At 71.9% G+C, this 21577-nt stretch carries 21 protein-coding genes; 5 read left to right on the top strand and 16 right to left on the bottom strand.

Features of this window, described 5'->3' with window-relative positions; genetic code table 11:
* Positions 1–33 precede the first annotated feature (33 nt).
* A complete protein-coding gene (locus HQQ88_RS05720) occupies positions 34–606 on the top strand; it encodes a hypothetical protein (protein ID WP_173168910.1) in 573 nt (190 codons plus the stop codon).
* A 16-nt stretch (positions 607–622) separates the two neighbouring features.
* Here the strand turns inward: HQQ88_RS05720 and HQQ88_RS05715 are convergent, their stop codons facing one another.
* From HQQ88_RS05715 to HQQ88_RS05670, 10 genes are all read right to left on the bottom strand, one after another.
* On the bottom strand, positions 623–1258 hold the full coding sequence (locus HQQ88_RS05715; protein WP_132099117.1) for a pyridoxal 5'-phosphate synthase: 636 nt from the start codon (positions 1256–1258) through the stop codon (positions 623–625).
* Between the two features lie 18 nt (positions 1259–1276).
* On the bottom strand, positions 1277–1927 hold the full coding sequence (locus HQQ88_RS05710) for an NUDIX hydrolase (protein WP_173168909.1): 651 nt from the start codon (positions 1925–1927) through the stop codon (positions 1277–1279).
* Positions 1924–3516: a nicotinate phosphoribosyltransferase gene (locus HQQ88_RS05705; protein WP_173168908.1), complete on the bottom strand. Its 1593-nt coding sequence runs from the start codon at positions 3514–3516 to the stop codon at positions 1924–1926. Before HQQ88_RS05705 ends, HQQ88_RS05710 begins: the two co-directional genes overlap by 4 nt.
* Positions 3513–4364 (bottom strand): phosphoribosyltransferase family protein, encoded by an 852-nt coding sequence (locus HQQ88_RS05700; RefSeq protein WP_123293206.1) that lies wholly within the window; start codon positions 4362–4364, stop codon positions 3513–3515. Before HQQ88_RS05700 ends, HQQ88_RS05705 begins: the two co-directional genes overlap by 4 nt.
* Before the next feature lie 24 nt (positions 4365–4388).
* Positions 4389–4979, bottom strand: coding sequence for a hypothetical protein (locus tag HQQ88_RS05695; RefSeq protein WP_123293208.1), 591 nt, complete (start codon positions 4977–4979; stop codon positions 4389–4391).
* 5 nt (positions 4980–4984) lie between these two features.
* A complete protein-coding gene (locus HQQ88_RS05690) occupies positions 4985–5665 on the bottom strand; it encodes a hypothetical protein (protein ID WP_123293210.1) in 681 nt (226 codons plus the stop codon).
* A complete protein-coding gene (locus tag HQQ88_RS05685) occupies positions 5665–6528 on the bottom strand; it encodes a hypothetical protein (protein ID WP_173168907.1) in 864 nt (287 codons plus the stop codon). Before HQQ88_RS05685 ends, HQQ88_RS05690 begins: the two co-directional genes overlap by 1 nt.
* Positions 6525–8411 (bottom strand): putative T7SS-secreted protein, encoded by a 1887-nt coding sequence (locus tag HQQ88_RS05680; RefSeq protein WP_367916982.1) that lies wholly within the window; start codon positions 8409–8411, stop codon positions 6525–6527. Before HQQ88_RS05680 ends, HQQ88_RS05685 begins: the two co-directional genes overlap by 4 nt.
* A 2-nt stretch (positions 8412–8413) precedes the next feature.
* Complete coding sequence (locus tag HQQ88_RS05675; protein WP_123936922.1) at positions 8414–8743, bottom strand: hypothetical protein; 330 nt, start codon at positions 8741–8743, stop codon at positions 8414–8416.
* A gap of 100 nt (positions 8744–8843) precedes the next feature.
* Positions 8844–9140 carry a WXG100 family type VII secretion target gene (locus HQQ88_RS05670; RefSeq protein ID WP_071404660.1) on the bottom strand — a complete coding sequence of 99 codons (297 nt, stop codon included), beginning with the start codon at positions 9138–9140 and terminating at the stop codon, positions 8844–8846.
* Positions 9141–9247: 107 nt separating this feature from the next.
* On the opposite strand from HQQ88_RS05670, the gene HQQ88_RS05665 reads away from it, so the two are divergent.
* Positions 9248–13669: an FtsK/SpoIIIE domain-containing protein gene (locus tag HQQ88_RS05665; RefSeq protein WP_173168905.1), complete on the top strand. Its 4422-nt coding sequence runs from the start codon at positions 9248–9250 to the stop codon at positions 13667–13669.
* A 29-nt stretch (positions 13670–13698) separates the two neighbouring features.
* Here the strand turns inward: HQQ88_RS05665 and HQQ88_RS05660 are convergent, their stop codons facing one another.
* The 6 genes from HQQ88_RS05660 to HQQ88_RS05635 all read right to left on the bottom strand — a co-directional run bounded on the left by HQQ88_RS05660 (position 13699) and on the right by HQQ88_RS05635 (position 17017).
* Positions 13699–14307, bottom strand: a complete 609-nt coding sequence (locus HQQ88_RS05660; RefSeq protein ID WP_123293218.1) for an FHA domain-containing protein — start codon at positions 14305–14307, stop codon at positions 13699–13701.
* Complete coding sequence (locus tag HQQ88_RS05655) at positions 14307–14915, bottom strand: hypothetical protein (protein WP_111085350.1); 609 nt, start codon at positions 14913–14915, stop codon at positions 14307–14309. Before HQQ88_RS05655 ends, HQQ88_RS05660 begins: the two co-directional genes overlap by 1 nt.
* Before the next feature lie 5 nt (positions 14916–14920).
* Positions 14921–15724, bottom strand: a complete 804-nt coding sequence (locus HQQ88_RS05650; RefSeq protein ID WP_173168904.1) for an oxygenase MpaB family protein — start codon at positions 15722–15724, stop codon at positions 14921–14923.
* Between the two features lie 92 nt (positions 15725–15816).
* The gene (locus HQQ88_RS05645) at positions 15817–16182 is read right to left on the bottom strand and encodes a hypothetical protein (protein ID WP_173168903.1); all 366 of its coding nucleotides are present in this window, start codon (positions 16180–16182) and stop codon (positions 15817–15819) included.
* 63 nt (positions 16183–16245) lie between these two features.
* Positions 16246–16539 (bottom strand): hypothetical protein, encoded by a 294-nt coding sequence (locus HQQ88_RS05640; RefSeq protein WP_123340961.1) that lies wholly within the window; start codon positions 16537–16539, stop codon positions 16246–16248.
* Positions 16540–16582: 43 nt separating this feature from the next.
* A complete protein-coding gene (locus HQQ88_RS05635; protein ID WP_131921957.1) occupies positions 16583–17017 on the bottom strand; it encodes an ester cyclase in 435 nt (144 codons plus the stop codon).
* Between the two features lie 357 nt (positions 17018–17374).
* On the opposite strand from HQQ88_RS05635, the gene sucC reads away from it, so the two are divergent.
* The 3 genes from sucC to HQQ88_RS05620 all read left to right on the top strand — a co-directional run bounded on the left by sucC (position 17375) and on the right by HQQ88_RS05620 (position 21551).
* Complete coding sequence (sucC, locus tag HQQ88_RS05630; RefSeq protein ID WP_123671459.1) at positions 17375–18544, top strand: ADP-forming succinate--CoA ligase subunit beta; 1170 nt, start codon at positions 17375–17377, stop codon at positions 18542–18544.
* A gap of 11 nt (positions 18545–18555) precedes the next feature.
* Positions 18556–19443, top strand: a complete 888-nt coding sequence (gene sucD, locus HQQ88_RS05625; protein ID WP_123340958.1) for a succinate--CoA ligase subunit alpha — start codon at positions 18556–18558, stop codon at positions 19441–19443.
* Between the two features lie 104 nt (positions 19444–19547).
* Positions 19548–21551: a DUF6350 family protein gene (locus HQQ88_RS05620; RefSeq protein WP_173168902.1), complete on the top strand. Its 2004-nt coding sequence runs from the start codon at positions 19548–19550 to the stop codon at positions 21549–21551.
* The last annotated feature ends 26 nt before the right edge of the window (positions 21552–21577 follow it).

The following is a 21577-nucleotide window of genomic DNA, read 5'->3' as shown; positions in this document are numbered from 1 at the left end:
CTTTGGTTGTGTGGGGTGCGGGAGACTGGACGGGTGCAGACGGGCGGGGGCGGCGCGACGGGTGAGGTCACGGTCGACCTCGGGGACGTCCTCGACGCGGATCAGACCTGGCGCCGTGCATTCCGGCCAGTCAGGCGCATCCGAGGCGCCGGACTGTTGCTCGGCGGGGCGGTCCTCGTCGGGGGAGTCGTCGTCGCGGACCGGCCGAGAGACCGCGGTACGGCAGTGGTCCTGGTCGGCACGGTGCTGGTTGCCGCGGGGCTCATCGCCCTCGGGTACCTGGTCACGCGACGCCGGCTCCGGCTGGCCCGGGCTGCGCGGACGACGGCCGTCGATGCCGGTGTCGCTCGTGTCCTCACGCAGGCGCGGGCTGCTGGCGTCCCCGACCTCGACCCTGCCAGCGTTCGACGTGTGTTGGTCGAGACCGACAACGGACCGGGGCCCTGGTACGACCCGAAGCTCGGTCCGCACACATGGCCGGTGTGGCGCGTGCGGACCACCGACCCCACGGCGACGGTGTTCGTGGTGGCCAGGAAGTCCGACGACGCCCGGTCGCTGACGATCACCGTCGAGTCCGCGAAGCCGTCGTGGTGGCAGCGGGACTGACCGGGAGCGGACTCGACTACGGCTGCAGGCGGGTGGCCGACCAGGCGCCGTCGGCGAGCACGTACTGCAAGCGGCGGTGCATCCGGTCGCGGCTGCCGTGCCAGAACTCCACCACGTCGGGCTCGAGCCGCCACGCGACCCACCCGGCCGGCCGTGGGACGGCGTCGTCGGACTCGTCGAGCAGCACGTTGGCGTCGTCGATCAAGTCCTGCAGCGTCCGCGGTTCGAGCACGGCGGACTGGTCCGCGATGGCGGTGGCGGCGCGGGACTTCGGCGACCGGTCGGCGAACAGCGCGTCGGATTCGTCGTCGGACAGCTGCACCGCCCGGCCCTCGAACCGGAGCTGCTGCATGGTCTCGCGCCAGTAGACCTGGAGTGCCGCGTGCGGGTTGTCGGCGAGCTGACGACCCTTCGGGCTCAGCGTCGAGGTGCCGAACACGAGCCCGCGGTCGTCGAGTCGCTTCACGTCGACCGTGCGGGCGGACACCCGGCCGTCCGCTCCGGCCGTGGCGAGGGTCATCGACTTCGGCTCGGAGACGTCGCGTTCGTCCGCGGCATCCAGCCACTGCTGCGCGAGGTCGAGCGGCGACGCCGGGGGTGCGTCGAACTCGGGCAGGTGCAGGGAGTCGTCACCGGACAAGGAAGAGGACATGGGTCCACCCAACCGTGCTCAGTTCTGCCACGTCCAGGCTGCCGGGGGACGCCCGCCCCGGGGTCCCGCACTCGCTGGGAGGTCGACCCGGGCAAGCGCGGTGTTCGTACGGAGCGTCCGGTTGAGGTTGCCCGGATCCGGTGTGGTCCCCGTCAGGGCGATCCGCAGCCGAGCGGCGTCCGCCGTGGTGAACGGATCGCCGAGCAGCGCTCGTGTGAACGGCAGGTCTGACCAGAGGAGGACCCGTGCGCGCTCGAGCGCCGAGTCGACGATCCGGTCGTGGTCGAACGGCAGTCCGAGCGGCAGCGCGCCGACGTCGTGCCACGTCGCGTCGGCGTGTGCTGCCGGGTCGATGACCGCGAGGAACGCGATGCTGATCGCGGAGCTCCGTGGATCGCGGTCAGGTCCGTCGAACGCGCCGACCTGCGCGAGGTGGCGCACCGCTGCCGGGCCGACGCCGGTCTTGGTCCGCAGGGCGCGCCGCGCACCGTCGGCGAGGATCTCGGTGCCGTCGAGGAGCACGCCGGGGAGCGCTTCCTGTCCGGCGAACGGTGCGTACGCCCGACGCGCGGTGGCGACCCGTAGACCGTCCGTCGTCACGAAGGACACCGGGACGACGTCGATCGCGATGAGCGGTTGGTCGCGGATCGCCGCTGCGGCATCGGTCACGCGGTGGCCCCCCGGCGGGTGGCACGAGCCGAACGCTCGTCGCGGAGCGTCTGGCGGACGTCGGCGAAGGACTGGAGGCGCGTGAAGCGGCCGTCGACCCACACCGGCTGGAGCAGGCTGGTCGCCTCGTCGTCGGCCGTGGCCTGGTCCGTCTGCCGGATCTCGCCGGTCTCGTCGCGGTGCAGGGCGATGCGGCCCTTCGCGCTCTTCTTGCCGCTGCCGGTCTTCGGGTCCTTCTGGATGTCGACGGGCTCGCCGTCGACGAGTGCCCATGTGGCCTTGACCGCGCTGCCGAGGTTGTCGCGGGTCATGTACTGGTACGTGTACGACCCGATGCCGAGCACGATGTTGTCGCTCGAGTACCCCTTGGCGGCCAGGCGCTCGTAGATGCGACGGGCACGGTCGAGCGTGATGCTGTCGCCGTAGATGACGCCGATGTGCTGGTCGAGGACCTTGAAGCCCTGCTCGTTCACGGTGTGCCCGAAGATCTCGTCGAGCAGTTCGACGACGCCCTTCTGCTCGTGGCTGCGGTCAGCGGCGAACAGTTCGGCCTGGTCGACACCGTGCACGGTGCCGGTGACGATGTCGACCGGGTCGCCCGAGTCGGGTCGGATGACGAGCTTGCCGTCACGACCGGTGATGCGGTCCTTGAGCTGCGGCAGGGTCTCGGTGATGACCTTGAACAGGTCGAAGCCGTCGCTGACCGCCGAGACGATGCCCGTCGGGTACACGTCGAGGATCTGCTTGAAGGTCGCCAGCTCGCCGTCGGCGCCGCGGACGCACATCACGCTGTGCTCGGTGGCGGGCACGCTCGCGGCCACCCAACCGTTGTCGCCCGGGTAGTAGCGGTCGATGAAGTCGAGCGACGGCATCGAGTCGGTGCCGAGGAACGACAGGAGGTGGCCCGCGCCACCCGCTGCGGCCGACTCGATGCTCGACTGCCCACGGAACGAGAAGTCGTGCGCGGCGAAGTCGATGCCGGCCGGGACCGCGCCGGTGCGGGCGGCCCAGTCCTCCATCAGGTCGCGGTACTCGAGCGCCTTCGTCGCGACCGTCGACGGGTGCCAGATCGACGCCGACAGGGCGGTCTCGATGTAGTTGGGCAGCCAGTAGAACTCGTCGATCGTGTTCTCGACGGTCAGGGTCGCGACGCCGATCGGTGCGAGGGTGCCCTCGGGCAGCGCACGGATCTCGAGGGGCAGGTAGCCGAGGCGGTGCAGGGCCCGGACGTGGTCGGTGCCGATGTGGTTCGGGCCGAAGTAGCTCTGCAGTGCTTCATCGAAGAGCCGGACGACCTCGTCTTCGTCCGCCGCGAAGAACGGTGCCCAGGCCTCGACGAGCGAGCGCTGGATGAACGCCTGCAGCCCGAAGACCACGGCGTGCGTCGACTCGGGCATGTGCGCGTTCGACCGGTTCGTCCAGTTGATCAGGATGCGGGTGGTGCCGGCCGGGTAGACCTGCCGGTGCGAGTGCTTGTAGCCGTCGACGGCCAGCAGCGGCGCGATCGGGCTCGCCGTGGTGATGCGCGGCTCGATCCCCGTGGTCGTTCCGGCGTTCGCGGTGGTCGTGGTGCTCGTGGTCTGCGTCATCGGATCTGCTCCGTCAGGTAGGGGGTGAGTGCGATCGTGCGCAGGCCGTCGATGGCGTTCTGCGCCGGGTACGAGTCGGTGGTGACGATCTCGCCGAAGTGGTCGGCGAGCTGTGCTGCCCGGCCGGAGAAGACGCCGTGCGAGACCCAGAGGCCGAGGCGTTCCTGGGGCAGGCCCGTCGAGCCCGCGAGCCCCATGAACGTGCCGCCGCCGTCGCAGATGTCGTCGACCACCAGGAACCGGCCGGTGTCGGGCAGGGGTTCGCAGGTGAAGCCGTCGAGCTTGCCGGTGTCGGGGTTGCGGTGCTTCTCGGCCCGGTAGAGCGGCAGCCCGCACGCCTCGGCGACCGCGGTTGCACGGGGGACCGCGCCCTTGTCCGGAGCGATGATGCCGGTGTACGGGGCGCCGCCGTCGTGCTCGGGTGCGCCGACCACGGCGTCACGGACGACCTGCTCGCTCGTGACGACGGTCAGGTTGTCGACCAGGCCGACGATGACCGGCGAGTGCGGGTCGAACGCGATGACCTGGTCGAGGTGGAAGCCGTTGAGGACGTCCGCGTAGACCTTCGCGCCGAACGGCAAGCCGCGGTCCTGCCGGGCACCGGGCAGGTAGGGGACGAGCGCGACGGACCTCGATCCGCGCTGCCGTACGGCGTCCGCCCACATGCCGAGCATGATCAGGTCGTCGCCGCTCGTGCCGCGCAGGGTCGCGATCTCGGTGAGTCTCCCCGGCTCGGCGGTGTCGTTCGCGACCTTGACGTGGGCTTCACCGGCGGGGAACCGCATGGTGGAGAACGTCGCTGTCGTCTGGTTGCCCTGGGCGTCCCAGGTGCTGAGTTCGACTGCCATGGCTCGACCGTACCACGGTATTTGTCAGGAGGACAAGAACGCGGCTTCGATTGCTGCCTGCGCTCCAGCCCGCCACGGCCGCGGCAGCCCTCCGGGACGTTCCACGACGAAGATCGCCGGGTGCGGGCGGTCGCCGAGGGCATGTCTGATCGCCGCAGCCGTCGCCCGGGGGTCTCGGGCCAGCACCACGGGGAGCGACCACCGACCCGAACGGAGCATGAGCGACCGCCCGGGCGAGACGGTGTCGGCGGTGATCGCGGCCCAGAGGCCGGCGGCCGTCCCGAGCGGCGTCGGCGTCACGGACCGGAGCGTGGCGAGCACCGGCGGCCGAGGAGGTGGGAGGAACTCCGTACCGGCGCGGGACGGGCCCGCCGGGTCGATGACGAACCGTACCGAGCCCGTGGCCTCGCGCTGGCGGAGCGTGTCGCTGGAGATGCACTGCGTCCCGGCACCGAAGTCGGTCGGACGGTCGGCCGGATCGCTGTAGGCCCAGTGCACCGCGGCACCGTGGTCGAGCTGCTCCCGTTCCGGTCGGCCGCGCGAGTCGACGACCACGTGCAGCTCTACCGGGACGCCGACCCGCTGGACCACGACCGCCGGGTGTCCACGGTGCATCGGGCTCAGTGCCGTTCGACGTGCGCGAGCGGCGGCTGCTGACGCACCCACGTGGCGTGCTCGACGGGGAGCTCGTCGATCCAGGCGGTGAGGACCGGCACCGGCACGTCGTGCGCGCGTGCGACCTCGAACACGATCTCGGAGAAGGCGAACGCGGCGTCACGGTCCGCCGTCGCGACCACGACCATGAGGTCCTCGGGCACGATGTCGACGCCGTGGCGGAACAGCCACACGCGGACCACGCCAGGCGTGAGCGGGGCTCGTTCGGCGAGCGCGTCGGAGAACCCCTGGGACGCGGACGGTGCCGGGCGGAGCGTGACCTCGGCTCCGTCGGGGAACGGACCGCCGGCGGCGATGACCGTCTGCTTCTCGTCGGGCTGCACGACCTGCGGGTAGGGCTGGTCGATGTCGAGCACGAGACCCCAGTCAGCGGGCAGGCCGGCGACCAGACGTGACATCGGCAGTGACAGCGGCGTCGCGGCGACCCCGGCCGGGATGCGGGCGACGGCCGCTGCGGGATCGGTGAAGGCCAGCGCGAGGGGGATGCCCTCGGGGCTGACGACGCCGAGTGGGATTCCCTGCTCGTCGTGTCGGAGCGCGACGACCTCGGCAGCTGCGAACGCGAACCGCGAGCGCACCATCAGGGCGCGTCGCTGTGCGGAGGTGAGGTTCGTGGTGGTGCTCATCAGGAGAAGATCCTCGCGAACAGGCTCGGTCGTGCCGCCGACGGGGGTGTGAACACGAGCGCGAACGTCGGGTGCAGCGGGTCGCCGGGATGGGGGATGTCGCGGATGATCGCGTACCCGTCGGAGAGTACCTCTGACTGGACGCCCTGCGGGAACACGAACCGGGCGAGCAGTTCGGTCCAGTCGTCGGCTCCGCGGATCTCGGTGCCCCACGTCGGGCGGACGACGCCGGACAGCGTCGCGTACGCGCCGAGGTCGGGACGCACGTCGTACCCGAGATCGCCGATCGTGCGGACGATCGGAGCGAGTCTGCCCCACCCCTGTTCGTACGGGCCGGTCGACGGCACGGTGTACGTTCCGCGGGCATCGGCCGGCAGGGGTTCCACGGTCTTCTCGATGCGGGACACCGTCGTCGGCACCACCCCGGGTTCGTGGCGGTCGATCGCTGCTCGGTCCGGGCTCAACGTCGTGCGGAAGCGGCGCGGTTCGTACTCGTTCCGCCAGCCGTCCTCGATGTTCGCGTCGGTCCGGCCGTCGACGGCGAACGATGCGACGTGGAACGAGTCCGGCAGGGCCACCGACTCGAGGACCGCGGGTGCGGAAGCCGTGTGGACGAGCGCCGCGCGCGGGACGACGACCTGTCGCCCGCGTTCGAACAGCGTGCCGTCGAGGTCCTCGACCTCGTGGCCATCGTCCGACAGGGCGTTGAGCAGTCGCAGGCTCGCGCCGTACTCCGGCCACAGTGGGTCGACGGTGTCGGTGATGGTCCACCGGCCGTCCGCGGCGCGCTCGGGCAGGGCGTTCCAGGACGGTGAACGGTCCAGGAGCTCGTGACCCGCCCGGGTGACGCCGCTGCGGGTCACCGCAGTCGGTCCTGGACGGACTGCGTCGCCTCGCTGATGTCCCACGGCGCCGTCACGATGCCCGCCGCGACGGCCGGCCCGCGCGAGCCGAGGTCGTGCAGCGCGTTCGCGTACTGGTTCGTCGTGAGGACCCCCGGCTGTGGACTCCGCGTGGCCGGGTCCATCAGCACCTGGTTCATCCCGTCGGGTACGACGTTCCCCGCCTGGTCGACCGGGCTGAGCACGCCGGTGTTCACCAGGTCGCTCGTCGACCTGTCCGTGAAGAGCTGGTGCTGCCCGCCACCGCCGAACTGGGTGTTCGCCTGCGCGGTGCCCTCGGCGTGCGGCAGCGGTTGGTTCACCAGGTAGCTGTCGCCGGTGTTGCGGTAGTCGGGGTGCGTCGAAGCTCCTGCCGGGACGCCGTCGTGACCGGCGTGGGACTGCACGCCCACCTGCACGGACTCGCTGTAGTTCGAGGCGCTGCCGCCGGCGTGCATGGTGCCGTCGGGGACGTAGAAGTTGCCGTGGCCAGGACCGCTGATCTGGAGCGTCTGCCCGACGAGCGAGTCGGCGTCGCCGTTCGCCCAGCGGTCGACACCGAGGTAGCCGCTCTGGAAGCCGCCCTTGCCGCCCTGCCAGTGCCGCGCGAGCTCGGCGAGGGAGGACCCGCCGTTGTCCCAGTACGCCTGCGTGGCCTTGTTCGCGATCTCCGGCATCGACCGGACCGAGGCGATGAAGCCGTCGCCCGGACGTCGGAGTGCACCGACCGCCGCGGAACCGCCGTGCACGGCGAGGGCGCGGAGCGACTCGACCGAGCGCAGTGCGGCACCGTGGCGAAGGTTGTTGACCAGGTGCAGACCCGGCGCGAACAGCTGTCGGCTCTCCGAGGCGACGTGTCGACCGGCCGAGCTGAACTTCGCGGCGAGTGAGGCGCCCTTCGCGAACTCCTCGCCGATCTTCGCCGCGGTGGTGATCCCCTTCATCCCCGGGATGCAGTCGAGCAGCGCGAAGGCGAGGTCCCACCCGTCAGCGGTGCCCTTCGACATCTTGTACAGGGTGTCGGCGAGGACGAGCAGGGCTGCGCCGAGCACGATCCACGCGAGCGGCCCGCCGATGATCATGACGATGATGCCGCCCACGGCGACGACGACCTTCGCGATGGAGACGATGGTCTCCCACGCCTCGGACCCGAAGATCTTGTCCCACGTGGACTGCTTCCCCAGCCCCGCGTCGGCTGCTTCACCGATCTTCGTCGCGGTCCGCCGCTCCGCGTCCTGCCAGTCGCCCTTCGCGTCGGCGACGAGTCGCTTCGCCGCGTCGATCCGGGACTGCGCCGCCGCGATGTCGCCCTGCGCGGACGACACGGAGCCCTGCGCGACGGAGGCGTTGTCGGACGCCGCCCGCAACTGCGCCGGCGAGGGAACGTCCACCCCGTCCGGCACGTCGGAGCCGGCCGGGTACTTCTCCGCGACCTTCGACAGGTCGGACGATGCCGACTGGTAGTGCGACAGGGTCGACTGTGCATCGGCGAGCCGGTCCTGCGCCGCGGCGAGGTCCCCGGAGGCGTCCTTCGCGTCCGCGAGCGCACCGTCAGCCCGGTACTGGGTGTCGTCGACGGTGTCCGCCCACCCCGACAGGGCGGTCGCGGCGAGTTCGTACGAGTCGACGAGCTTGGTCAGGTCCGAGGGGGTGTCCTCGATCGCGTCGACGAACACGTCGGCGGCTTCACCCTCCCAGTCGGTCAGCCACCCGGACCCCTTGACCGACTTCAGCCGGGTCGAGGCGTCATCGGCCGCGTCGGAGATGCGCTGGTACTCCCGCGACATCATCCGCAACGTCGACGGATCACCCTTGACCGGATCATCACCCTGATCGACGACATCCCACCCCGACGGCCGCCCCATGACTACTCCGCCCTCGAGGCAGCGGGTCCGCCGCCGCCGTTCTCGTCGTTGACCTGCAGTGCCTGTGCGAGCTGCTCGTCGGTCTCGGTGTAGGTCTCGACGGACGCGCTGAGCATGTCCGCCAGCGCCTTCGTCGAGTCGCTGATCTTGTCGCGCTTGTCGCCCCAACGGTGGTCGAAGTCGTGCAGGGCGTCCTGCACGGTGCCCGAGCCGATCTCGTCGTCGGACGCGTCGACGCGCTTGTGCGCCTGTTCGAGCGTGCTGTGCACGGTCGACAGGTCGGTCTGGAGCTCCCCGAGCCCCATCAGGTCAACGAGCAGTCTCGAAGCCACGGAACAATCCCTCCCCGATCACGAACCGGAAGCCACCGCCACCGGAACCGCGTCGACCCCGTGCCCCACGAGATCGCGGGACACGGGGTCGTCAGCGGTGTCAGCCCTTGAGGCCGGAAGCGAGCGACTCGTCCGTCTCGGACAGGGTCTGCGACGCCTTCGACAGGAACGTCGACAGGCCCTCGAGCCCCTGGACGGTCTGGGTCACGCCACGGTTGAACTCGTCGTAGGACTCGCCGAACGCGACGGACGACTTGTCGGTGACGTAGCCGTCGGAGATGAGCTGCTGGATCTTGCGCTGCAGGGCGGAGAGACGGTCTTCGATGTCCGCCTGACCCGCCTTGAGGTCGGAGGCTGCTGCCTCGAGGTCTGCGTACGAGACGTTGATGTTCGCCACGGTGTGACTCCCTTTCCCCGGAGTTTCGTCATGTCCCCCCAACGGGGCGTGTTGCAGGGGACACTACCATCGTCCTGCGACATGTAGTCAATGCTACGGGGGATGCCATGACCTTCACGTTCACGATGGTCGACCGCGAGAGCGGTCAGACCGCCAACGTCTACGTCGACGGGGACGACACCCGTGCGGTCGGCGAGCTCGTCGCCGAGGCCGAACGCCTCATCGCGACGGACGTCGTGGCCTCCGGACGGACCCCGGCGTACTTCGTCGGCGAGCAGCCGCTCGACCTGGCGGCGACGGTCGCCGAGTCCGGTGTGCGCGAGGGAGTGGTCGTGGCCCGCAGCCTCGAGCAGGTGCCGCCGCAGCCGCTCCGTCCGCTGACCGATGCCGAGATCCGGATCGTCTCGGGCCTGCACGCCGGCACCATCGTGCGGGTGGGCACCGGCACGGTGACGATCGGCACGGCGACGAACGCCACGGTGCGCATCCCGGTGAGCGCCACCGCCGAGGTCGAGGCCGAGGTCACCGGGGCCGACACCGTACCGGAGGTCGCCCTGCTCGTGTCGGTCACGGCCGACGGCGCGAAGGTCCGTCCGGCGAACGGCTTCTCCGGGGCGGTGCTCGACGGTGCTGCCGTCACCGAGGAGACCGACTGGCCGGAGACCGCGCAGCTCGCGATCGGCGGGGTCCTGCTCGGCTTCGGTCGGGCGCCGGACCGTGGGGCGCACCTGTCCCTGGCCGACGACGGCATGTCGCTCGAGTACAACCGCCCGCCGCGCATCCTGCCGCCCGACGAGCACACCCGCTACCAGCTGCCGGCCCCGCCGACCGAACCCCCGGCGCGGGCGCTGCCCATCCTGATGGCGCTGGCGCCGATGGGCATGGCCGTGATGTTCGTGTCGACCACCGGTCGCTGGATCTACCTGCTCATCGCCCTGCTGTCACCGATCCTGATGATCATCACGGGCCTCCAGGGTCGCCGTCAGGGCAAGAAGACGTACCGCCAGCGGATCGTGGAGTACGAGGACACCAAGGCGCGCATCGAGGCGGACGCGACCGAGAGCCTCCAGTCCGAACGGGCGCGCTGGATCGCGAGCGCCCCCGACCCGGCTGCCGTCTACGAGACGGCGGTCACGCCGCTGCCGCGCCTGTGGGAGCGGCGTCGGACCGACCCCGACCACCTGCTCGTCCGTGTCGGCACGGCGACGCAGCGGTCCGAGGTGACCATCGAGGACCCGGAACAGCTGTCGCACAAGCGGACCGTCGCGTGGGACGCGACCGACGTGCCGGTCCGGATCCGCCTGGCGGAGCGTGGCGTGATCGGCATCGCCGGTCCGGACGACGACGCCCGACGGCTGGCGAACTGGGTGGTCGCGCAGCTCGCGACGCTGCAGAGCCCGAAGGACGTCACCTTCACGCTGCTCACCGACACCACCCGGACCGCGCTGTGGGAGTGGATGTCCTGGTTGCCGCACGTCCGCCGTGACGGCGCCGACCAGCCGATGACGAGCATCGCCTCGAACGCCGCGACGACCGCGCGGGCCATCGCCGAGCTCGCGGCGGTCATCGACGCCCGGAAGGAAGCCGGCATCGGCAAGAAGACGCCGCCGGCCGACGAGATCGTCGTCGTGATGGACGGCGCCCGGCGCCTGCGAGCGATGCCGTCGCTCGTGCAGGTGCTGAAGGAGGGTCCGGCGGTCGGGGTGTTCAGCATCTGCCTCGACCTGGACGAGCGGCTCCTGCCCGAGGAGTGCGACGCCGTGGTCGTCGTCCGCGACGACCGGATCCGGGTCACGCAGCAGCGCAGCGAGCGCATCGACGACGCCCGGCCCGACCTGGTCGACCAGGACTGGCTCGAGTGGGTCGCCCGGTCGCTGTCGCCGATCGTCGACGCCAGCCCGGACGTGCAGGACGGCGCCATCCCGTCGTCGGCGCGGCTGCTCGACGTCCTCCAGCTCGAACCGCCGACGTCCGAGGCCGTGCAGGCCCGCTGGCTGCTCGGCGGACGCAGCACGACCGCCGTCATCGGCGCCTCGATCGACGGGCCGTTCGCGATCGACCTGCGGAACGACGGTCCGCACGGACTCGTCGCCGGCACGACCGGTTCCGGCAAGTCCGAGTTGCTGCAGACGATCGTCGCGTCGCTCGCCGTCGCGAACCGGCCGGACGAGATGAACTTCGTGCTCGTCGACTACAAGGGCGGTGCGGCGTTCAAGGACTGCGTCGACCTGCCGCACACGGTCGGCATGGTCACCGACCTCGACACCCACCAGGTGGAGCGGGCGCTGGAGTCGCTCGGCGCGGAACTGCGCACCCGCGAGCACGCCCTGGCGGAGGTCGGCGCGAAGGACCTGGAGGACTACCAGGACCTGCAGGCGAAGCGCGCGGCGTCGGGCGACGCGATCCCGAGCCTGCCGCGGCTGCTCATCGTCATCGACGAGTTCGCCTCGCTCGCCCGCGAGCTCCCGGACTTCGTCAAGGGCCTGGTGAACATCGCCCAGCGCGGTCGGTCGCTCGGCATCCACCTCGTGCTCGCCACACAGCGCCCCGGCGGTGTCGTGTCGCCCGAGATCCGCGCCAACACGAACCTGCGGATCGCGTTGCGCGTCACCGACCAGTCGGAGAGCCAGGACGTCATCGGCGCGAACGACGCCGCGCGGATCGCGAAGACGACGCCCGGTCGCGCGTACGTGCGGCTCGGCGCGGCCTCGTTGCTGCCCTTCCAGTCCGGTCGGGTGGGCGGGCGTCGGCCCGGCACGGACGACCAGGAGGCCCGGCCCGCCCTGGTCCGCGAACTCACCTTCGCCTCGTACAGCGAACCAGCCCCCCGCCCGGCAGCCGTCGAGGCCGCCGCCAGCGACGTGGAGGTCACCGACCTGAGCGTCCTCGTCGCGTCGATCGGCGACGCCACCCGCGCCCTCGGCACCCCCGAGCAGCGGAAGCCGTGGCTGCCGCCCCTCGGTGCGGTCGTCGGACTCGACGACGTCGAAGCCGCCGGTGCTGCCGGTGCCACCGAGCTGCCGCCGCTCGCCGTGGCCTGGGGCATCGAGGACCACCCCGCCGACCAACAGCAGCGCCCCGCCGTGTTCGACCTCGACGCCGACGGCCACCTGTTCGTCATCGGGTCGCCGCGCTCCGGCCGCAGCCAGACGCTCCGCACCCTGGCCGGTGCGATGGCCCTGCGCCTCGGCGTCGGTGACGTGCACATGTACGGGATCGACTGCGGCAACGGCGCCCTGCTCGCGCTCGGGGCCCTGCCGCACTGCGGTGCCGTGGTGCAGCGGCACGAGCCTGACCGGGTCTCGCGGTTGCTCGGCATCCTGCTCCGCACCGTGCAGGAGCGCCAGGCGGCCTTCGCGAGCGGCGGGTACTCGTCCATCGCCGAGCAGCGGTCCGACGAGCACACCACCCCGCTGCCGCACGTCGTCGTGTTCCTGGACCAGTGGGAGAGCTTCATGGCGACCCTGGCCGACGCCGAGAACGGTGCGCTGCACGACGCCGTCCAGACGCTGCTGCGCGAGGGCGTCGGCGTCGGCGTGCACCTGATCGTTTCCGGCGACCGCACGCTGACCTCCGGCCGGATGTCGAGCCAGGTGGAGCGGAAGCTGCTGCTCGCCCTGGCCGACCGCGGCGACTACAACTACGAGGGCATCAACGGCAAGAAGCTGCCGGAGTCGATCCCGCCCGGCCGCGGCTTCCGGAACGCCACCGCGACGGAGACCCAGGTCGCCGTGCTGCCCGGCGGCCTCGGCGGACGCGACCAGGCGGCGGCGATCCGCGGCATCGGCGACGAGGTCCGCGCCCACGTCCCCGCGACCGTGCCGAAGCCGTTCCGGATCGACGTGCTGCCGCGGTCCGTCACGTTCGAGGAGGCCGTGCGGTACCTGCCCTCGGCGGACGCCTCGGTCGGCCGGGTCGCGCTCGGCGTCGGCGGCGACGAGCTCCGGCTCTTCACCCACGACTTCGTGCAGGACACCCCGGTGTTCATCGTCGCCGGCAGCCCGCGCTCCGGCAAGAGCACCGCGCTCGTCGCGATGGCCCGGCACGTCCTGTCCGCGGGTGGGTCGGTCGTCGCGGTCACGCCGCGGGACTCCCCGCTCCGGGCACTCGAGGGCGCACCGCGCGCGACCGTGGTCACCGACGGCGGGATCGGGGCCGAGGGCCTCTCCGCCGCGATCGACACCGGCTCGGACGGCTTCACGCTCGTGCTCGTCGACGACGCCGAGGCGCTCAAGGAGACCCCGGCCGAACCGGTGTTCCGGGCGGTCATGGACTCCGACCGGGGCCGTTCGGTCGGGCTCGTCATCGCCGGCGACGTCGAGGGCGTCGCGAGCGGGTTCCGTGGCTGGCAGGTCGACGCGAAGAAGGCCCGTCGCGGGATGCTGCTCGCACCGCTCAGCACGGTCGACGGCGACCTGATCGGCACGAAGCTGTCGAAGAGCCTGGTGACACAGGACCGGGTGCCGGGTCGTGCGCTGCTCAACGACGCCGACCAGGCGCTGCGGCTGGTGCAGGTGCCCGCCGACTGACGGGGACGGCGCGAGGTCGCGCGCCGGCGTCAGCCGAGTGGGGCTTCGCCGACCAGCGCGGTCTGCGGCTCGGCGCGCAGGGTGTGGCCGCCGAACACGACCACGTCGCCCGGCTGCACCACGGTGCGCTGCGCTGGCGGCACCATCGTCGCCGGGAACCCCGGCCGCTGCAGCTCGACGCCGTTCGCCGACGCCGTGTCGAGCACCCAGAGCGACCCCTCGGCACCGAAGCCGAACTCCAGGTGCGTGCGGCTGAGCAGCTTGTCCGGGTCCTCGAGCGCGATCATGTGCGCGTAGCCGCCGTCCGGGTGGGCGCTCGCCGGGTCACGGCCGATCAGCCCGCCACCGGACACGGTCACCCGCTGGTGGTCGTCGAGCACCAGGACGGCCGCCGCGGTCTGCCGGGCCGGAGCCGCGTCGCGGCGAGCCGTGCCACCGGCGGAGCCCAGGGGACGCCCTGGCAGCTGCGCGACGGTCGCCCGCACCCGGTCGGCGCTGGCGCGGGGAGCCGGCGGCGGGGTGACGACCGCGCGGGCGAGTTCGCCGCGCTGCGCCATCCGCGCGAGGTCGTCGACGGTGACCCGCTCGACGACGGGCTCGACGGGCTTCCGACGCTTCCGGAACGGCCAGATCCGCATCAGTCGACCCCGCCGCCGACCGTGGCCGAGTCGATGAGCTCGAAGGTGTCGGTCACGGTCTCGAACAGTTCGTACAGCGGCTCGGCCAGGTCGGTCGCGGGCGAGGACACGCTCACCAGCGCGACCTGGTCACCGGCCGGCACGAACGTCTGCATCAGCACGACGTCGAACGAGCCGCGGCCGTCCGGCGCCTGCACGGTCGAGACGCCCCAGACGCGCGGCACCCGACCGACGCGCGGGACCTCGTGCACGTCGACGTGCATGCCGTCGTCGTCACCGCCGAGCGCGGCGACGTGGTCGGTCAGGGCGGCGAGCGGGTCGCCGCCGGCCTCCGGCGCGGGCAGGACCGTGACGGTCAGGGCGCCGGAGACGATGCCGTCCTCGCTCGGCTCGGCGAAGGCCGCGCAGTACCGCGCACCGCTGTCCCACGCCGACCGCGCGAACCGACGGAGGGCGCGGACGATCTCGGTGCGGTGGTCCCAGAGCTCGCGCTGGTCCTCGATGCGCTCCTGCACGAGGGCGCTGATCCGGTCGTCGCGGCGCTCCGGCTCGACGGGCAGCTCGAACCAGGAGCGCGGGACCGTGATGGCGAAGTGGTCGACCGACATGCCCGCTACCGTACCGTGGCGTGTCGCCCGGCCGTCCGGCGCATCGCCCGCAGCAGCAGCGGACCCGGCAGCCGCAGCAGGGCCCCGGGCAGGACCGACCGCACCCCGCTGACCGCGGCGACCGTCCGCTGGAACCGACGGTGCTCGCGCGGCCCCCACGCGAACCCGTACGCGGTCCGCAGCCGCTCCGGCAGCATCCCGACCGTGACGATACGGACGAGCGGCATCGCGGCACGCACCCAGAGCGGCGCGAACCGCGGGTGGAGCAGGTCACGCACCACCCCGCGGGCGTCGTCGGTGACCTCGAGCCGCCCGAGGGCGTCGGCCCAGTACTCGTCGAAGGCCGCGACCGAGGTCGGCCAGCGCTCGGCGGGCACCCGCAGCGTCGTCGCGATCGGGGCGTAGGCGGCGAGCACGGCCTCGGCGCGTTCCGCCGTGACGGGAGCGCCGAACAGGTCGTGCGCCCGACGAGCCGAGTCGAACAGGGTCGCGGCCACCCACAGCTGCCGGTCGACGTCGTCCGCGCCGGTCACGGGCGTGTGGGCCCGGTTCACGAAACCCGCGGCGATCGCGGCGTCCTGCTCCGTGCCGGAGACGACGGCGTACACGAACATCAGGGTGTGGGCCAGCCGCTGCTGCGGTCGACGGGCGAAGTCCGAGTGCCGACGGACCCCCGCCGCGACGACCGGGTCGGCGATCTGCAGGAGGATGGCGCGGCCGCCCGCGGCCACGGGCGTGCTGTCGGCGAGGAACCGACGCAGGCTGCGGTCGTGGACGCGACCGGACGACGGACGGGAGGTGGGCCCCACCAGCCGGTTCCGGCGCACCGCGCCAGCGGGGTGACGGCCGTGACTGGAGGGACGTGGCGGGCCCGGCACCGGGCCTCCAGGCTGTGGGGTGGTCACGGTCCACCCCGTCGGCGTCGCGCCCGCAGGACAGGGACGAGGTCAGCGACGATCGCCGCGACGAGCGCGACCACGCCGGTCACGAGGGCGATCACCAGGTACGTGCCGTCCACCCGGGCGTCGCCCGTCAGGGCGAGCAGGGTGGCGACGAGCCAGATCGCGGGGAGCGGCCAGAGGCGGCTCGGTGCTCCGGTGACGACGGCTCCGACCACCGCGACCGCGAGGAGCGGGACCCATCGACCTGCCGGCTCGGACTGCGCGGCGAGGTGTGCGGAGGCCGCGACGAGCAGCATCGCCGCGATGGCCACCAGGCGGGCGGCCGACGGCATGCTGCGGACGCTGGCTCGGACGCGACGGAACACGGCCCGATGCTACGGGCCGTGTTCCGCGGATCCCTGGGGGAGGCGCTGGTCAGGGGATGCGGGTCAGAGCGGCTTGGTGCCGAGGTCGCCTCCCAGGTCCGGCCGGTCCTCGTCGGCGTCGTGCTCCCACAAGTCGGGGGAGCCCTCGCGCGGAGATCCGCCGGTCGGGCCGTCGTCGGTACCGTCACCGGGCTGCGGCTCGACGGTCTCGCCGGCGACGGCGTCGTTCGTCACGGTCTCGAGGGACTCCTCGGACTCGTCCACCTCGTACGGGCCGACGTGCTCGCGGTCGATGTCGTCGTCGCGGCGCTGCTGGGCCTCGAAGTCGTCGACGGGGCTGATGCCGGGATCGCTCATGGTGTCCTCCTGGGTGTGGGTGGTGCCGGGTGTCGGATCGTGTTCAGGCGCTGACGAAGTGGACGTCGCCGGAGCCGAGCGCGAGCTGCTCCGCCAGGCCCTTCTCGTCGGTCGAGCCCCAGCGTTCGGCGATCTTGCCGTCACGGAACTTCGAGACCTGGATGCCGCGGACCTCGAAGGCGCGACCCGTCGGCGCGTGGCCCTGGAACGGACCGGTGTGGGTCCCGCGGATCGTGAACACCGCGGTGATGTAGTCGTCCGTGACGACGAGCGGGTCGGGCTCGAGCGTGAGGTCCGGGAACGCGGTGGTGAACTCGGTCCAGAAGTCGACGATCCCCGCGAGGCCGGGCTGCTGGTCGGGCGCGGGGTCGTGGTCCACGACGTCCTCCGCCCACACCTCGGGGAAGCGGTCGAAGGCGCGCGCCTCCAGGATCTCGCCGAGTCGTTCCTGTGCCTGCTGGTTCTGTTCCGCGGTCATGCGCGCTCCTTCGTTCGGGCCATCCGGTGGTTCGGGCCTGCCGGTGGTTCGGGCCTTCCGGTGTACGCCGGGTCGGTGAGAGCGGCGTCCAGGGTGCGCGAGTTCACCTCCGGGACACCTCCCCGTCACGACGGCCGTGCACACTGCCGGTGCTCGGGGGAGTGGAGCGCGGTCGCCGACGGGTGGTCGAGCGACCGCGCCTTCCCCTGCGTCCCGCGCCGCCCGTTGTCTCGACGTCCATGTCGCCGCGCTAGGCTGCGTGACGGCCGTTGTCTCGACATCGAGCGACCCTCGATGTGGAGTGCGCGACCGGGAAACCGATGCCGATCGCACGAACCGTGCGGGAAGAAGAACAGCGTGGATCTTTTCGAGTATCAGGCCAGGGACCTCTTCGAGTCCTACGGCGTCCCCGTCCTCCAGGGGATCATCGCCGACACCCCGGAAGAGGCGAGAGCGGCGGCCGAGAAGATCGGTGGCGTCGTGGTCGTCAAGGCCCAGGTGAAGGTCGGCGGGCGCGGCAAGGCCGGCGGCGTCAAGGTGGCGAAGACCCCCGACGAAGCGTTCGAGCACGCCCAGGCCATCCTCGGGCTCGACATCAAGGGCCACACCGTGCAGCGCGTCATGATCGCCCAGGGCGCCGACATCGCCGAGGAGTTCTACTTCTCCGTGCTGCTCGACCGGGCCAACCGCTCCTACCTCTCGCTCACCAGCGTCGAGGGCGGCATGGAGATCGAGCAGCTCGCAGTCGAGAAGCCCGAGGCGCTCGCCCGCGTCGAGGTCGACCCGCTCACCGGGATCGACGCGGCCGCCGGTCGCGCGATCGCCGAGCAGGCCGGCTTCCCGGCGGAGCTCGTCGACCAGGTGGCCGACGTCTTCTCGAAGCTCTACGACGTCTACAAGGGCGAGGACGCCACGCTCGTCGAGGTGAACCCCCTCGTCCGCACCGGCGACGGCCAGATCCTGGCGCTCGACGGCAAGGTCTCGCTCGACGAGAACGCCGACTTCCGCCACCCCGCGCACAAGGACCTCGAGGACTCCGCCAGCGAGGACCCGCTCGAAGCCAAGGCGAAGGCCCACGGCCTGAACTACGTCAAGCTCGACGGCCAGGTCGGCGTCATCGGCAACGGTGCGGGCCTCGTCATGTCGACGCTCGACGTCGTCGCCTACGCCGGTGAGCGCCACGGCGGCGTGAAGCCCGCGAACTTCCTCGACATCGGCGGCGGCGCCTCGGCCGAGGTCATGGCCAACGGCCTCGACGTCATCCTCGGCGACCCGCAGGTGAAGAGCGTCTTCGTGAACGTCTTCGGCGGCATCACCGCCTGCGACGCCGTCGCGAACGGCATCGTCGCCGCCCTCGGGATCCTCGGTGACGCGGCCACCAAGCCGCTCGTCGTGCGCCTGGACGGCAACAACGTGGAAGAGGGCCGACGGATCCTGGCGGAGGCAGCGCACCCGCTCGTCACCGTCGCCGCGACCATGGACGACGCGGCCGAGCAGGCCGCCGAACTCGCCGCTGCCGCGGCCTGAAGGGACTGACCATGTCGATCTTCCTCAACAAGGACTCCAAGGTCATCGTCCAGGGCATCACCGGCGGCGAGGGCACCAAGCACACCGCCCTCATGCTCAAGGCCGGCACCCAGGTCGTCGGTGGCGTCAACGCCCGCAAGGCCGGCACCACCGTCACCCACGGTGACGTGTCGCTGCCCGTCTTCGGCACCGTGCGCGAGGCCATCGACACCACCGGTGCCGACGTCTCCATCGTCTTCGTGCCGCCGGCCTTCGCCAAGGACGCCGTGCTCGAGGCCATCGATGCCGCGATCCCGCTCGTCGTCGTCATCACCGAGGGCATCCCCGTGCAGGACGCCGCCGAGTTCTGGGCGCACGCCAAGGCGCTCGGCGGGACGACCCGCATCATCGGCCCGAACTGCCCCGGCATCATCACCCCGGGGGAATCGCTCGTCGGCATCACCCCGGCGACGATCACCGGCAAGGGCCCGATCGGCCTCGTCTCGAAGTCGGGCACCCTGACCTACCAGATGATGTACGAGCTGCGGGACCTGGGCTTCTCGACCGCCATCGGCATCGGCGGCGACCCGGTCATCGGGACGACGCACATCGACGCGCTCGCCGCGTTCGAGGCCGACCCCGAGACCGAGGCCATCGTGATGATCGGTGAGATCGGTGGCGACGCCGAGGAGCGCGCAGCCGAGTTCATCAAGGCGCACGTCACGAAGCCGGTCGTCGGGTACGTCGCGGGCTTCACCGCCCCCGAGGGCAAGACGATGGGCCACGCCGGAGCGATCGTGTCCGGTTCCGCCGGCACCGCCGAGGCGAAGAAGCAGGCGCTCGAGGCCGCAGGCGTCAAGGTCGGCAAGACACCGTCCGAGACCGCTGCGCTGCTGCGTGAGGTCGTCGCCGCCCGCTAGTAGCCATCGCCCGGCACACGGTCGGGACGAAGCCGGGAGGCTCGGTGCGGGTTCCGCGCCGAGCCTCCCGTCGTTCGGGGGTCGGCTCACGTATCCTCGCTGCGATGAACCGCCTGGGAACCGCTCTGCTCGCCGCGATCGAGGCGGTCGTGACGGTCGGCGTCGGCATCGGGATCGCACTGGTGCCGCTCACCCTGCTGTGGGGCTTCGAGTACGGCCTGCAGATCGACTGGGACGTGTTCTGGAAGGCCACCGGCAGCGTCTGGCTCGTCGGCCACGGCGTCGATGTCTCGTTCCTGCTCGGGTCCGCGCTGGCGAAGAGCTCCGGGGTCAGCGGTGCCGCCGATCCCATCCACGTGACGCTCGCGGCGCTCGGCTTCGCGGTCGTGACCGCCTGGCTCGGCGCCCGTGCGGGTCGACGTTTCGCGGAGACCGAGCACCGCACCACCGGCCTGCTGGTCGGAACGGCGGTCGTCGCGGCGCTCGGCCTGGGCGTCGCGCTGTCGTCGACCTCCGCTGCCACACAGCCGACGATCTGGCAGGCCGTGGTCCTGCCCGCGCTGTGGTTCGGGATCCCGGCGCTCATCAGCTCGGAGGTCTGCCGACGACGACGGGACCTGCCGGCGGACCCCGCCACCCAGCGTGTGCTCGACCTGCTCGACCGCGTGCCCGTGCTCTGGCGTGCGATCGCCGGGTTCGGTCTCCGCGCCGGGACCGCCGCCACCGGAGTCGTGGTCGCGTTCGCCGGGGTCGTCGTCGCGCTGCTGCTCTTCACCTCGTTCGCCGAGGTGATCACCCTGTACGAGCAGTCCCACGCCGGCGTGATCGGCGGCATCGCCCTCACCGTCGGGCAGCTCGCGTTCCTGCCGGACTTCGTCGGGTGGGCGACGTCGTGGCTGATCGGCCCCGGGTTCGCCATCGGCACCGGTTCGAGCGTGTCCCCGATCGCCACGACCCTCGGACCGATCCCCGGACTGCCGGTCTTCGGCGCACTGCCGACCTCGGGCCACACCTTCGGCCTGGTCTGGATCCTGGTGCCGGTGATCGCCGGCTTCGCGATCGGCGGCTCGATGCGCCCGCGACTCGTCCGTGCGCTGGGGAGCGCCGACTCCGCACTCCACCGAGCGCTCGCCGGTGTCGTGACGGGCATCGTCGCCGGTGTCCTGACCGGGCTGATCGCCTGGGTGTCGTCCGGATCGTTCGGCCCCGGACGACTGGCCGACGTCGGCCCGCACGCCCTGGTGGTGGGTGGGTTCGCCGCGCTCGAGATCGGCCTGCCGGCGGTCATCGCCCTCGCCGCGGGCAGCGACCTCGTCCGACTGCCGGACCGGGGCTGGACCCGGGAGCGCTGGACCGAGGCGGACGACGACGACGCAGACCGGAACGGAGCCGAGGCCGGGACGGGATCGCTGCTCGCCGCGCTCGACCAGGCCGGCGCGGGACGGACCACCGACGTGCACCGATTCGTGGTCGAGGAGTCCCACGACGGGTCGACCGCTGCCCGCTCGCGCGCCGCCGTGGACAGCCCGACGGAACCGATCGCCGACGAACCGGTCGCGCCTGCGCCCATCGCAGCGCCTCGGACGCCCCCGCGCGACCCGGACCACGACGTGGAACTGCCGGCCTGGGCGAAGACCGACGCCGTCGCCTCGGAGCGTCTGGCGGACGAGAGCCCGACCGAGCCCCCCTCGTCGGGACGTGCCGCGATGGGTGCCCTGCGCGATCGACTGCACGGTGCCGCCGACGGTGTGCGGGAGCGTGCCGGTGGACTCCGCGAGCGAGCTGGTGGACTCCGCGACCGCGCCGGCGGACTCCGCGACCGCGTGACCGGTGCCGACGCCGTAGCGGAGCAGCAGCGCCTTGCGCCCGCTCCGGAACGGCCCGCCACGTCGACGTCCACGCCCGACCACACCGACGCGCAGCCGGCGTTCCCGTGGAGCACCGAGGAGTTCGTCGCCGGTCGGGACGACGTCGACGACGAGCCGGCCGCACCCGAGGCCCCCGCAGCCGCTCCCACCCAGGCGGCCCGTCCGACGAACTGGGACGTCACCGACCAGATCCCCGACGAGGAGCTGCCCTGGTGGCGCCGCCCGAAGGACGATCGCTAGCGCCGACGTCACGACGCGCGGGTCCC

Origin of the sequence: Curtobacterium sp. VKM Ac-2861 (genome assembly GCF_013204965.1) — a bacterium.
Classification (GTDB): domain Bacteria; phylum Actinomycetota; class Actinomycetes; order Actinomycetales; family Microbacteriaceae; genus Curtobacterium.
Note: the sequence above shows the minus strand (reverse complement) of the source record. Positions and strands in the feature narration are given on the sequence as shown.

Excerpts from the sequence above, each read along its gene's own strand:
- HQQ88_RS05715 (WP_132099117.1), bottom strand. The coding sequence starts at position 1,258 with ATGTCCTCTTCCTTGTCCGGTGACGACTCCCTGCACCTGCCCGAGTTC.
- HQQ88_RS05705 (WP_173168908.1), bottom strand. The coding sequence starts at position 3,516 with ATGACGCAGACCACGAGCACCACGACCACCGCGAACGCCGGAACGACC.
- HQQ88_RS05700 (WP_123293206.1), bottom strand. The coding sequence starts at position 4,364 with ATGGCAGTCGAACTCAGCACCTGGGACGCCCAGGGCAACCAGACGACA.
- HQQ88_RS05695 (WP_123293208.1), bottom strand. The coding sequence starts at position 4,979 with ATGCACCGTGGACACCCGGCGGTCGTGGTCCAGCGGGTCGGCGTCCCG.
- HQQ88_RS05690 (WP_123293210.1), bottom strand. The coding sequence starts at position 5,665 with ATGAGCACCACCACGAACCTCACCTCCGCACAGCGACGCGCCCTGATG.
- HQQ88_RS05680 (WP_367916982.1), bottom strand. The coding sequence starts at position 8,411 with ATGGGGCGGCCGTCGGGGTGGGATGTCGTCGATCAGGGTGATGATCCG.
- HQQ88_RS05665 (WP_173168905.1), top strand. The coding sequence starts at position 9,248 with ATGACCTTCACGTTCACGATGGTCGACCGCGAGAGCGGTCAGACCGCC.
- HQQ88_RS05660 (WP_123293218.1), bottom strand. The coding sequence starts at position 14,307 with ATGCGGATCTGGCCGTTCCGGAAGCGTCGGAAGCCCGTCGAGCCCGTC.
- HQQ88_RS05655 (WP_111085350.1), bottom strand. The coding sequence starts at position 14,915 with ATGTCGGTCGACCACTTCGCCATCACGGTCCCGCGCTCCTGGTTCGAG.
- HQQ88_RS05640 (WP_123340961.1), bottom strand. The coding sequence starts at position 16,539 with ATGAGCGATCCCGGCATCAGCCCCGTCGACGACTTCGAGGCCCAGCAG.
- HQQ88_RS05635 (WP_131921957.1), bottom strand. The coding sequence starts at position 17,017 with ATGACCGCGGAACAGAACCAGCAGGCACAGGAACGACTCGGCGAGATC.
- sucD (WP_123340958.1), top strand. The coding sequence starts at position 18,556 with ATGTCGATCTTCCTCAACAAGGACTCCAAGGTCATCGTCCAGGGCATC.
- HQQ88_RS05620 (WP_173168902.1), top strand. The coding sequence starts at position 19,548 with ATGAACCGCCTGGGAACCGCTCTGCTCGCCGCGATCGAGGCGGTCGTG.